At 70.4% G+C, this 12345-nt stretch carries 7 protein-coding genes; 3 read left to right on the top strand and 4 right to left on the bottom strand.

The genetic code is table 11. The features are described 5' to 3' along the window. Window positions 1–40 precede the first annotated feature (40 nt). The 3 genes from ligA to E3O23_RS16895 all read right to left on the bottom strand — a co-directional run bounded on the left by ligA (window position 41) and on the right by E3O23_RS16895 (window position 4753). A complete protein-coding gene (gene ligA / locus E3O23_RS16905) occupies window positions 41–2284 on the bottom strand; it encodes an NAD-dependent DNA ligase LigA (RefSeq protein ID WP_134493082.1) in 2244 nt (747 codons plus the stop codon). Then, on the bottom strand, window positions 2277–3419 hold the full coding sequence (gene mnmA / locus E3O23_RS18320) for a tRNA 2-thiouridine(34) synthase MnmA (RefSeq protein ID WP_134493080.1): 1143 nt from the start codon (window positions 3417–3419) through the stop codon (window positions 2277–2279). The genes ligA and mnmA overlap by 8 nt, the downstream gene beginning before the upstream one ends. Window positions 3420–3535: 116 nt before the next feature. Then, on the bottom strand, window positions 3536–4753 hold the full coding sequence (locus E3O23_RS16895; RefSeq protein WP_134493078.1) for a cysteine desulfurase family protein: 1218 nt from the start codon (window positions 4751–4753) through the stop codon (window positions 3536–3538). A gap of 140 nt (window positions 4754–4893) precedes the next feature. Between E3O23_RS16895 and glgX the strand changes: the two genes are divergently transcribed. Beyond that, a complete protein-coding gene (gene glgX / locus E3O23_RS16890) occupies window positions 4894–6951 on the top strand; it encodes a glycogen debranching protein GlgX (protein ID WP_134493076.1) in 2058 nt (685 codons plus the stop codon). Continuing rightward, a complete protein-coding gene (gene ybaK, locus E3O23_RS16885; RefSeq protein ID WP_134493074.1) occupies window positions 6948–7442 on the top strand; it encodes a Cys-tRNA(Pro) deacylase in 495 nt (164 codons plus the stop codon). Before glgX ends, ybaK begins: the two co-directional genes overlap by 4 nt. Window positions 7443–7581: 139 nt before the next feature. Here ybaK and glgP read toward each other — a convergent pair whose 3' ends face one another. Continuing rightward, window positions 7582–10170 (bottom strand): alpha-glucan family phosphorylase, encoded by a 2589-nt coding sequence (glgP, locus tag E3O23_RS16880; protein ID WP_134493072.1) that lies wholly within the window; start codon window positions 10168–10170, stop codon window positions 7582–7584. 31 nt (window positions 10171–10201) lie between these two features. Here glgP and E3O23_RS16875 point away from each other — a divergent pair, with 31 nt between their 5' ends. Then, window positions 10202–12307 carry a maltotransferase domain-containing protein gene (locus tag E3O23_RS16875; RefSeq protein ID WP_134493070.1) on the top strand — a complete coding sequence of 702 codons (2106 nt, stop codon included), beginning with the start codon at window positions 10202–10204 and terminating at the stop codon, window positions 12305–12307. Window positions 12308–12345 lie beyond the last annotated feature (38 nt).

Below are 12345 nucleotides of genomic sequence, written 5' to 3'. Positions count from 1 at the left end.
CCCCGATTGTGGGGGATACTCATTCGTCTGTCGGCCGAGGCTATTCCGGGGTCGAAATCAGCCCAGCGGGCCCCTCCGAGAGCAGGATTCGGAAGCCGTCGGCGTCGAGGATGGGGACGCCCAGCTGCTCCGCCCTGGCGAGCTTCGAGCCGGCTCCCGGTCCCGCCGCGACGAAGTCCGTCTTCTTCGACACGCTCGACGCCGACTTGCCGCCGGCCGCGATGATCGCCTCTTCGGCTTCCTCCCTGGTGAACCCCTCGAGGGATCCGGTGGCCACGACGGTGAGGCCGGCGAGCACGCCACCGGCCGCGGCGGCGGCCCCCGGTCCAGGGTGGTCCGGGGTCTGGAATTGCACGCCGGCGCGGGTCCACGCTTCGACGATGTCGCGGTGCCAGTCCACCTCGAACCAGTCGATGACGGCGTCGGCGATGATGCCGCCGACCCCGTCGACCTGGGCGAGTTCTTCGCGCGAAGCGGCCCGGATCGAATCGAGCGACCCGAAGTGGTTCGCCAGGGCCCTGGCCGCGACCGGGCCGACGTGGCGGATGTTGAGCGAAACGAGGATGCGCCACAGGGGTTTGGTCTTCGCGATCTCGATTTCGCGCAGAAGCTTGAGCGCGTTCGATGAGGGCTGCGGCCCGGTGAGGCCGCTCTTCTTCTCCGCCGCGGACGGGTTTCTGCGGAACGGCGTGCGCAGGCGCACGGTTCCGTCCTCCTCTTCGACCGGCAGCCCGGTTTCCGCGTCGCGGACGACGACCTCGATCGGCAGCAGGTCGGCCAGGGCCAGGTCGAAGAGGCCGGCCTCGGTGGGCAGCGGCGGGTCGGCTGGCACCGTGGGCTGGGTCAGCGCGGCGGCGGCGACCTCGCCGAGAACTTCGATGTCGAGGGCCCCGCGCGAGCCGATGTGCTCGACCCTGCCGCGAACCTGGGCCGGGCAGCTGCGCGCGTTCGGGCACCGCAGGTCGATGTCGCCTTCCTTCGCCGGGGCGAGCGGGGTTCCGCATTCGGGACAGTTGGCGGGCATGACGAACTCGCGTTCGCTGCCGTCCCGCAGCTCGACGACCGGGCCGAGCACCTCGGGGATGACGTCGCCCGCCTTTCGCAACACGACCGTGTCGCCGATCAGCACGCCCTTGGCCTTGACGACGTCCTGGTTGTGCAGGGTGGCCTGGCGCACCTCGGAGCCGGCGACGCGCACCTTCTCCATCACCGCGAACGGGGTGGCCCGGCCGGTGCGGCCGACGCTGACGACGATGTCGAGCAGTCTCGTGTTGACCTGCTCTGGCGGGTACTTGTAGGCGATCGCCCAGCGCGGGGCCCGGCTGGTGGCGCCCAGTTCGTGGTGCAGCTCGAGTTCGTCGACCTTGACCACGACGCCGTCGATTTCGTGTTCGACGCTCCCCCGGTGTTCGCCGTAGTACTCGATGAAGCCCGCGGCCTCGGCGGCGGTCGACGTGACCCGGTAGTGGGTGCTCGTGGGCAGCCCCCACGTTCGCAGTAGTTCGTACACCTCGGATTGCGCGGCGACGGGCGGCCGTTCCCACGCGCCGATGCCGTGCACGAGCATCCGGAGCCGGCCGAGCCTGGCCGTCATCAGCCGCAGCTGGGGGGCGGTCTTGGTCTCCGCCTTCTGGCGCAGGGATCCGCTGGCGGCGTTGCGGGGGTTGGCGAAGACCCGCTCCCCGGCCCTGGACTGCTCGGCGTTCAGTTCGCGGAAGGATTCGACCGGGAAGAACACCTCGCCGCGCACCTCGACGAGGGTCGGGTGCCCCGTTCCGGCGAGCCGCTTCGGGATGCCGGGGACCAGCAAAATGTTCTCGGTGACGTCCTCGCCGACCACGCCGTCGCCGCGGGTGGCCGCGGTGACCAGGACTCCGTTCTCGTAACGGAGGTTGATGGCGAGGCCGTCGATCTTGAGCTCGCACAGGTAGTGCACGGGGCGGCCGGCGTCCCGTTCGACCCGGGCGGCCCACAGCGCGAATTCTCCGGTCGAGAACACGTTGTCGAGGCTGAGCATCCGCTCGGCGTGCTGCACCGGGTCGAACAGCGTGGTTTCGGCCCGGCCGCCGACCGTCTGGGTGGGGCTGTCCTGGCTCTGCAGCTCCGGGAAGAGCCGCTCGAGTTCCTCGAGCCGGTGGATCAGCCCGTCGTACTCCGCGTCGGAGATGATGACTTCGTTGCGCTCGTAGTAGGCGTCCCTGGCCGAGGAGATGCGCGTCTTCAGCGCGGCGGCCTCGGCGTCCGCGGCGTGCAGCGCCGCCGCCGGACCGGCGGGGTCAGGCATCTGCCGCGGCGGTACTGGTGGCCGCCACGGGCACCGCGCTGACCGTGCTGTCGATCGTGCACTGGCCGAGGACGCGGGTGCCGACGTAGACGACGGCGGTCTGCCCGGGGGCGACGCCGGTGAGCGGCTCGTTCGGGATGATGACCAGCTCGGCGGATGCGCCGTCGCCGACCACCTGCGCCGTCGCCGGCACCGGGTCGGCGTGCGCACGGATCTGCACGTCGCACTCGAAGGCGACCTCCGGCCGCGCGGGGGGGACGCCGCACCAGGTGAACGTCGACCCGGCGATCTCGCGGATGGCCAGGGCTTCCTTGGGCCCGACGACGACCGTGTTCGTGATCGGCCGCACCTCGAGCACGAAGCGCGGCTTGCCGTCGGCGGCGGGCGTGCCGATCTGCAGGCCCTTGCGCTGCCCGACGGTGAACGCGACGGCCCCGTCGTGCTCGCCGAGCTTGGCGCCGTCCCGGTCGAGGATGTCGCCGGTCGCCGGGGCGACCCGTTCGGCCAGCCAGCCGCGGGTGTCGCCGTCGGGGATGAAGCAGATGTCGTAGGAGTCGGGCTTGTTGGCGACCGAGAAGCCGCGCTCGGCGGCCTCGGCGCGGACCTCGGCCTTGGACGGCGTCGAGCCGAGCGGGAACATCGAGTGGGCCAGCTGCTCGGTGGTGAGCACGCCCAGCACGTAGGACTGGTCCTTCGCCCAGGCGCTCGCCCGGTGCAGCTCCCGGTTGCCGTCGGCATCCGTCAGGATCGAGGCGTAGTGGCCGGTGCAGACGGCGTCGAAGCCGAGCGCGACGGCCTTCTCCAGCAGGGCGGCGAACTTGATCCGCTCGTTGCAGCGCATGCAGGGGTTCGGGGTGCGGCCGGCGGCGTACTCGGCGATGAAGTCGTCGACCACGTCGAGCTTGAACCGTTCGGAGAAGTCCCAGACATAGTAGGGAATGCCGATGATGTTCGCGGCCCGCTGGGCGTCCATCGAATCCTCGATCGTGCAGCAGCCGCGGCTTCCCGTGCGGAGGGTGCCCGGCATGCGGCTGAGCGCCAGGTGCACGCCCACCACCTCGTGCCCCGCTTCGACCGCGCGGGCTGCGGCGACGGCGGAGTCCACCCCACCGCTCATTGCTGCCAAAACCTTCATCCGACCAGTCTAAACGACGCCGCTGGCGGCTCCCCCGTCCCGCGAAACCGCAGTTGTGCGCGCTTCGGAGGCGCTGAGGCACGCACAACTGCAGTTTCGCGGGGGACTGCGCGGCGTCAGCGGGCGGGCTCGCGGTCGGCCAGGCCCGCGCGGGCGGCCTGCGCCCAGGCTGCGGGAAGCGCGCGGAGGAACGCGTCGACGTCGGCATCCGTGGAGGTGCGGCCGAGGGTGATGCGCAGCGCTCCCCTGGCCTCCGGCTCGCTGCGGCCCATCGCCCGGAGCACGTGCGACGGCTCGGGGATCCCGGCCTGGCAGGCGGACCCGGTCGAGACGGACACCCCGGCGGCGTCCAGCAGGAACAGGAGGGAGTCGCCCTCGCAGCCGGGGAAGGTGAAGTGCGCGTTGCCGGGGAGCCGGCCGGCCGGGTCGGGGTCGCCGTTCAGCACCGCCTCCGGCACGGCCGCTCGTACGCCGGCGATCACCCGGTCGCGGAGGGCTGCGAGCCGTGCGCCCTCGCCGGGCAGGTCGGCCACGATCGCGGATGCCGCGACGGCGAACGACACCGCGGCGGCCACGTCCTGGGTGCCGCTGCGCACCTGCCGCTGCTGCCCGCCGCCGTGGATCAGCGGCACGACCGTTGCCCGCCGGGACAGCACGAGGGCGCCGATGCCCACCGGCCCGCCGATCTTGTGCGCGGACACGCTGAGCGCCGACACCCCGGCCCGGCCGAGCGCGCCGAAGTCGATCGGGACGTGGCCGTAGGCGGACACCGCGTCGACGTGCACGGGGATGCCGTGGGCCGCGGCGAGCGCGGCGACCTGCGCGACCGGCTGGAGCGTGCCGACCTCGTTGTTGGCCGCGAGCATCGTGATCAGTGCGATATCCGCCGGGTTGGCCGAAATCGCCCGGTCGACGGCGGCGAGGTCCACCCGGCCGAGCGCATCCAGCGGGAGCCACTCGACGACGGCGCCCTCGTGCCGCTCGAGCCATTCGACGGTGTCCAGGGTGGCGTGGTGCTCGCCGCCCGGGGCGAGGATCCTGGTGCGCGGAGCCCGGGCCCAGAAGAGACCCTTGATGGCGAGGTTGATCGCCTCGGTGCCTCCCCCGGTGAAGACGACCTCGATCGGGTCGCAGCCCACACTCCGGGCGACGTGCTCGCGGGCCTCCTCGAGCATCCGTTTGGCATTCTGGCCATGGCTGTGGATCGACGCGGGGTTGCCCACGACCCTCATCGCGTCGGCGTACGCCTCGATGGCGGCCGAGAGCATGGGCGTCGTCGCCGCATGGTCGAGATAGACCTGGCCCTGGTGGACCTTGTCGCGCTGGACGGTCATGACGCTTCCTTCCCTTTTCCCTGTCGTGCGCTTGTGCTGGTCGCGCCCTGTGGCCGGCCCGCGCGTGGCCTGTGGGCGCGGAACGGTGACCCGGCCCCCTGTGGTCGGAGCAGGCCCGTTCACTCATTACTCTAGAACTCATGACTCCCGGCGATCCCCTGCGCAACCTCGGCGTCCGGGTTTCGGGCGGCGTCGGCGAACTGCGCGTGTGGTCGGAAAACGCCGATGCCATCGACCTGTGCATCTTCGATGAGAAGGATCCCAACTGGATCATCAAGACCGTGCCGATGACGAAGGATGCCCACAATGTCTGGGCGGGCAGGTCGCGCACCCTCGCCGCCGGCCGGCGCTACGGCATCCGGGTGTCGGGGCCGGCGGGACCCCGGAACTCCTTCCACCCGGAGAAGACGCTGGTCGAACCGTATTCCCGGGGGCTCGTCCGGGTCGGGGCCGACCAGTGGCAGTCATCCGTTGTCGACGGGAGCTTCGACTGGGCCGGCGCGACGAAACCGCGGGTCCCGCTCGACCACACCGTCGTCTACGAGGCGCACGTCCGCGGGATCAGCAAGCTCAACCGGGCGGTCCCGGCCGAGCTGCGCGGGACCTACGCCGGCCTGGCCCACGCGTCCACGATCTCCTATCTTAAGAACCTCGGCGTCACGTCGGTCGAACTGCTGCCGGTGCACGCGTTCGTCTCCGAGCAGCGGCTGCTCAAGCAGGGCCTGATCAACTACTGGGGCTACAACACCCTTAACTTCTTCTCCCCGCACGCCGACTACGCCACGAAGGCGGCCCAGGCCGCCGGACCGGAGGCGGTGCTCCGCGAGTTCAAGGGCATGGTCAAGCTGCTGCACGAGGCCGGGCTCGAGGTCATCCTGGACGTGGTCTACAACCACACGGCCGAAGAGGGCCCGGCCGGCCCGGTCACCAGTCTCCGGGGAATCGACAACGCTGTGTACTACCGCCAGGGTGACGACGGCAACTACATCGACGTCACCGGCTGCGGCAACACGGTCAACTTCGGCCACGACGTTCCCAGCCGCCTCGTGCTCGACTCGCTGCGCTACTGGGCCAACGACGTGCAGATCGACGGCTTCCGCTTCGACCTGGCGGCGACGCTCGCGCGGAACGGCGACGTGCACTTCCAGCAGGACCACCCGCTGATCACGGCGATCCGCGATGATCCGGAGCTCGCCGGCACGAAACTGCTCGCCGAGCCGTGGGACGTCGGCCAGGGCGGCTGGCAGACCGGCAACTTCCCCGACGGATGGACGGAGTGGAACGACCGCTACCGCGACCGGATGCGCTCGTTCTGGCTGACCGACATCGGCGGCGCTCGGCGAATGCTTCCAGCGGGCAGCGGAATCGGCCGCTTCGCGACCCGGCTGGCCGGCTCGTCGAACACCTTCTCCCAGGAGCGCGGCCCGCTCGCCTCGCTCAACTTCATCACCGCGCACGACGGCTTCACGATGGCCGACCTCACCGCCTACAACGTCAAGCACAACGTGGGCAACGGCGAATCCAACCGCGACGGCACCGACAGCAACCTCTCGTTCAACCACGGCACGGAGGGGCCGACGCGTGACGTGTCGATCCTGGCCGCCCGCCGCAAGGCCATGCGCAACCTGATGGGAACCCTGCTGCTCTCGGCCGGGGTGCCGATGATCACGGCGGGCGACGAGTTCGGTCGCAGCCAGCGCGGCAACAACAACGCCTACTGCCAGGACAGCGAGCTCACCTGGCTGAACTGGGACTTCGACGACTGGCAGCAGGACCTGCACCGGGTCAGCCGGCGGCTGCTGCAGCTGCGCCGGGAGAATCCCGCGCTGCGGCCGGTGCGCTTCGGCCGCCCGGGCGAAACCACCCCCGGCGCCAGCCGGATGAACTGGTACAACGCCCTCGGCCGGTCCATGTCAGAGGACGACTGGAATTCGCCCAGGGAACGGACCCTCCAGTACCTGGCGGCGAGCACACCGGAGCACGAGGACTACAACCGCATCCTGCTCATCGTGCACGGCCTGGAGCGGGACACCGAGGTGACCCTGCCGGTGCACGAGGACGTGACCTCGTACACGCTGCTCTGGGACTCCAGCCACGACGATTTGCGGGACGCCGTCATCACGCACGACCCCGGCACGCCGCTGCTCGTGACCGGCGCCTCGATCCAGCTCCTCCGGACCAGCCAGGCGCCTCGATGAGCCGCAAGCCGGATGCCGCGCCCGGCACCCCGGCGACCCTCGCGCTCGCGCGCGCCGGGATCGCGTTCACGCCGCATCCGTATTCCCACGATCCGGCAGCGGCGAGCTACGGGCTTGAGGCCGCGCGCGAACTGGGCCTGGACGCGGCGCGGGTGTTCAAGACCCTGCTCGCCGACGCCGACGGCGCTCTCGTGGTCGGGGTCGTCCCGGTCGCCGGGCAGCTCGACCTCAAGGCGCTGGCCCAGGCCGTCGGTGCGAAGAAGGCGGCCATGGCCGACCCGGCACGCGCCGAACGGAAGACGGGCTACGTCCTCGGCGGGATCAGCCCGGTCGGCCAGAAGGTCGCCCTGGCCACGGTGATCGACGAGAGCGCCCTGCTCCACGACACGATCTTCGTCTCGGGCGGGCGCCGTGGCTTCGACATCGAGCTGGCCCCGCGCGACCTCGCGCTGGCGGCATCCGCGAGCTTCGCGCCGATCGCCTGCGCCTGAGAATCGAGCCCGCGCGCCCGCGCCTGGCGCAGGTTGAGTCGCGGACAAAGTACCTTCCTCGCGCCAACGTAAGGTACTTTGTCCGCAAGTCAACTGGCAGGGCTGGCGCAGAGGGGCGAGCGCCGGGGCGCTGGTGCGGCTAGCCCGCGATGGCGACCAGGCCCATCTCGGCCGAGCTGATCAGCAGGTCGTTCATCGGCACGACCCGCACCGTGTACCCGAACGCGCCGGCCCGGTCGAGCTCGACCGTGCCGGTGAACAGGGTCGGGACGCCGCCCGTGGACGAACCCGTGACGTCGTCCGGGTCGGGCGCGCCGTCCGGCTCGAGTGCCTGGATCTCCACGTCGCTGAGGTCGTCGCCGACCAGGCTCTTGCCGTAGACCACCTCGACGGTGACGTCCCCGGCGGCGAGGCCGTTCAGCTGGACGTGGGCGCGCAGGTGCAGGTCATCGCCGACCTGCGGCACGGAGACCACCCCGCCCGACTCGACGTGGGCGACGGCCACTCCCGGCCAGGCCGCGATGATCCTGCTCTTCCAGGCGGCGAGTTCCCGGGCGGCACGGTAGTCGTTGCCCGAGAGCAACGCCTCGTAGCGGGCGGCCGGCCGATACAGGCGCTCCACGTATTCGCGCACCATCCGGTCGGCGCTCAGCTCGGGCGACAGGGTCGCCAGGGTGTGACGGATGGCCCGGACCCAGCGTTCCGGGACGCCGTCGCCGTTGCGCTCGTAGAACGGCGGGGCGACCTGGTGTTCGATCAGGTCATAGAGCGCGTTCGCCTCGAGCCGGTCGCGTTCCGCCGGGTCGCCGGCGGCGTCCGCGGACGGGATCGCCCAGCCGTTGACGCCGTCGAAGTACTCCGGCCACCAGCCGTCGAGGATCGACAGGTTCAGCCCGCCGTTCAGGGCGGCCTTCATCCCCGAGGTGCCGCAGGCCTCCAGCGGCCGCAGCGGGTTGTTCAGCCAGACGTCGGTTCCCGGGTACATCAGCTGGGCCATCGCGATATTGTAGTCGGGCAGGAAGGCGATGCGCGTGCGCAACTCCGGGTCGGCGGCGAACTTCACGATCTGCTGGATCAGGCGTTTGCCCTCGTCGTCGGCGGGATGCGACTTGCCGGCGATGACGATCTGGATCGGGTGCTCGGGGTGCAGCAGGAGGGCGCGCAGCCGTTCGGGGTCGTGCAGCATGAGGGTCAGGCGCTTGTAGGTCGGCACCCGGCGGGCGAAGCCGATCGTGAGCACGTTCGGGTCGAACACCTGGCCGATCCAGGCCGGGGGGATGCCGCCCGGGTTCTGTTCGCGCCAGGCCGCCAGCAGGCGCCTTCTCGCGTCCTCGACGAACTGCAGGCGCATCCGGCCCCGCACGGACCACAGGTCGTGGTCGGTGACGGCCGCGGAGGCCCAGTCGGCGGTCGAGGTGTCGCTTGCGCCCAGGCGGTCCTGCGCGAGCTCGAGCAGCTCCGGGTCGGTCCAGGTCGGGGCGTGCACACCGTTGGTGATCGAGTCGATGGGCACGTCGGCCGCGTCGAAGCCGGGCCAGAGGCCCTTGAACATGCGGCGGCTGACCTCGCCGTGCAGCTTCGAGACCCCGTTAGCGTGCTGGCCGAGCCGAAGGCCCATGATGGCCATGTTGAAGACGTCGGGGGAACCGCCCTCGTAGTTCTCTGCGCCGAGGGCGAGCAGGTCGTCGACCGCGACGCCGGGCAGGAGATCCGTTTCGAAGTACCGACGGATCAGGTCCCGCTCGAACCGGTCGATGCCGGCCGCGACGGGCGTGTGGGTCGTGAAGACGGTGCCGGCCCGCGCCACCTGCAACGCCTCGTTGAAGCTCAGGCCCTCGCCGATGAGGCTGGAAATGCGCTCCAGGCCGAGGAACCCGGCATGGCCCTCGTTGGTGTGGAACACCTCGGGCTCCGGGTTGCCGCTGAGGGCGCTCCACAGCTTCACGGCGCGGGCCCCGCCGATGCCGAGCAGGAGTTCCTGCAGCAGGCGGTGCTCGCCGCCGCCGCCGTAGAGGCGGTCGGTGACCAGGCGCAGGTCGTCGGGGTTCTCGGGGATGTCGGTGTCGAGCATGAGCAGGCGGATGCGGCCGACCCTCGCCTGCCAGACCCGGGCGTTGAGCGTGCGGCCGTCGGGCAACGCCAGCGAGACCTGCACGTCGGAGCCGTCCGGGCGGCGCAGGACCGACAGCGGCAGGCCGTCGGGGTCGAGCAGCGGGTACCGTTCCATCTGCCAGCCGTCGGCGGAGATGGCCTGGCTGAAATACCCCGCCCGGTAGAACAGGCCGACGCCCACCAGCGGCAGGCCCAGGTCGGAGGCGCTCTTCAGGTGGTCGCCGGCCAGGATGCCGAGGCCGCCGGAGTACTGCGGAAGTGCGGCCGCGATACCGAACTCCGGTGAGAAGTAGGCGATGGCGGCGGGCTTGTCACCCTCGAGGCGCTGGTACCAGCGGGGCTGTTCGAGATACCGGCGCAGGTCGTCACGGAGGGCGTTGACCCGGGTGACGTAACCGGCGTCCGCGGCGAGCGCGGCCAGCCGGGCGGGATCGACGGCGCCGAGGAGCGCGACGGGGTCGTTGCCGCTGCCGCGCCACAGCTCCGGCGCGATGTGTTCGAACAGCCGCCGGGTCGGTTCATGCCACGACCAGCGCAGGTTCCCGGCCAGCTCGTCGAGCGCGGCGAGCGGCTCGGGCAGGACGGCACGGATGGTAAATTTGCGGATCGCCTTCACGAGGTCAACCCTATGGTGCGCAATGTGTCGAATGGGGAAATCAGTGCAGCGCCGCCGAATCAATTCGCGCTACGGTCGACTGGTGGCTAAGACAGCAAAGACACTCCCCGACCCGCACGCTTCGACCAGGCTGGCCGGGGCGCCCCCGAAGATCGGCCGGATTCCGATCCTCGACCTGTCGCCGCAGCTGAACGACGATCTCTGGCCCGCGAAGGCGTTCGCCGGCGAGGTTGTACCGTTCCGCGCGACCGCCTTCCGCGAAGGCCACGACCTGATCGGCGTCACCCTGCTGCTCACCGCCCCTGACGGCACGGAGACCCGCCACCCGATGAGCCTGAAGGCGCCGGGAACGGATCGGTGGGAAACCCTCGTGCAGCTGGGCGACCAGGGACGCTGGGTGTACCGCGTGCGCGCCTACGCCGACGACTGGGCGTCGTGGGAGCACAACGCCGCGATCAAGATCCCGGCGGGCATCGACGTCGAGCTGATGTTCACGATCGGCGCCCGGCTGCTGGACGCGGCCGGCCTCGACAAGGCGCGGCCGATCGCCGAACGCCGACTGGTCCTGGCCGCGGCGAAGACGCTGGCCGACCGGGGGCTGCCGGTCGACACCCGCCTGGCCGTGATCAGCGACGACAAACTCAACGCGGCGATCGCGCTTCGTCCGATCAGCAGCCTCGAGAGCGTGTCAGAGCCCCGCACCGTGGTCGTCGAGCGGGCTCGGGCCGGCGTGGGCTCCTGGTACGAGTTCTTCCCTCGCTCCGAGGGCGCCAAACGGCTCCCGGACGGCTCCTGGAAGAGCGGCACCTTCCGGACCGCGGCCAGGCGGCTGCCCCAGGTCGCGGCGATGGGCTTCGACGTGGTCTACCTGCCGCCGATCCACCCGATCGGCCGGGCCTATCGCAAGGGCCCGAACAACACGCTTGATGCCGGGCCGAACGACCCCGGCTCGCCGTGGGCGATCGGGTCCGCCGACGGCGGCCACGACGCGATCCACCCCGACCTCGGCACCGTCGCGGACTTCCGGTACTTCCTGGGGCAGGCGAGCAAGGCGGGAATCGAGATCGCGCTCGACTTCGCCCTGCAGGCCTCCCCCGACCACCCCTGGGTGGCGGCACACCCGGAGTGGTTCACCACCCTGCCGGACGGCACAATCGCCTACGCCGAGAATCCGCCCAAGAAGTACCAGGACATCTACCCGATCAACTTCGACAACGATCCGGCGGGCATCCGCGCCGAGTCGCTGCGAATCCTGCGCTACTGGATCGGCCTCGGGGTGAGCATCTTCCGCGTCGACAACCCGCACACCAAACCGCTCGACTTCTGGGAGTGGGTGATCAACGAGATCAACGCCGAGTACCCGGAGGTCGTCTTCCTGGCCGAGGCCTTCACCCGTCCGGCACTGCTCCAGGGACTGGCCAAGGCGGGTTTCCAGCAGTCGTACACCTACTTCACCTGGCGCAACACGAAGCTGGAACTCGAGGAGTTCTTCGGCGGCCTCGCACACGACACTGCCGACTTCCTCCGGCCGAACCTGTTCGTGAACACCCCCGACATCCTGTCGGAGTTCCTGCAGTTCGGCGGACCGGCCGCCTTCAAGATCAGGGCGGCGCTGGCCGCGACCGCCGCACCGACCTGGGGGGTCTACTCGGGCTTCGAGCTGTACGAGAGCGTTGCCAGGCCCGGCGCCGAGGAGAACATCGACAACGAGAAGTACGAGTTCCGTCCGCGCAACTTCGCGCAGGCCGAGGAGGCCGGCAAGTCGCTCGCGCCCTTCCTGACCAGGCTCACGGGCATCCGTGCCGAGCACCCCGCGCTGCGGCAGCTGCGCAACCTGCACATCCACAAGAGCGACGACGAGTCGGTGCTCGTCTTCAGCAAGCACCTGGACGCGGCCTTCACCGGCACCGGCCGGCCGGACACCCTCATCATCGTCGCCAACGTCGACCCGCACTCGGTCCGCGAGACCCTGGTGCACCTCGATGTCACCCAGTTCGGCCTCAAACGCGGCGAGGGCTTCACGGTGCGCGACCTCGTCTCCGGCGCCGAGTGGACCTGGTCCGCCGACAACTACGTGCGGCTCGACGCGTTCACCGAACCGGTGCACATCCTGCACGTGACGGGTCCGCGCGCATGAAGGCTACGCTCATGAACCAGTCACCACGAACGAACGGA

Source organism: Cryobacterium tagatosivorans (assembly GCF_004402215.1).
GTDB lineage: Bacteria > Actinomycetota > Actinomycetes > Actinomycetales > Microbacteriaceae > Cryobacterium > Cryobacterium tagatosivorans.
The sequence above is the reverse complement of the archived record's forward strand: the minus strand, read 5'-3'. Positions and strand labels throughout refer to the sequence as shown.

Bases quoted from the DNA above. Each gene is read 5' to 3' on its own strand.
- ligA (WP_134493082.1), bottom strand. From the start codon at position 2,284: ATGCCTGACCCCGCCGGTCCGGCGGCGGCGCTGCACGCCGCGGACGCC.
- mnmA (WP_134493080.1), bottom strand. From the start codon at position 3,419: ATGAAGGTTTTGGCAGCAATGAGCGGTGGGGTGGACTCCGCCGTCGCC.
- E3O23_RS16895 (WP_134493078.1), bottom strand. From the start codon at position 4,753: ATGACCGTCCAGCGCGACAAGGTCCACCAGGGCCAGGTCTATCTCGAC.
- glgX (WP_134493076.1), top strand. From the start codon at position 4,894: ATGACTCCCGGCGATCCCCTGCGCAACCTCGGCGTCCGGGTTTCGGGC.
- ybaK (WP_134493074.1), top strand. From the start codon at position 6,948: ATGAGCCGCAAGCCGGATGCCGCGCCCGGCACCCCGGCGACCCTCGCG.
- E3O23_RS16875 (WP_134493070.1), top strand. From the start codon at position 10,202: ATGGGGAAATCAGTGCAGCGCCGCCGAATCAATTCGCGCTACGGTCGA.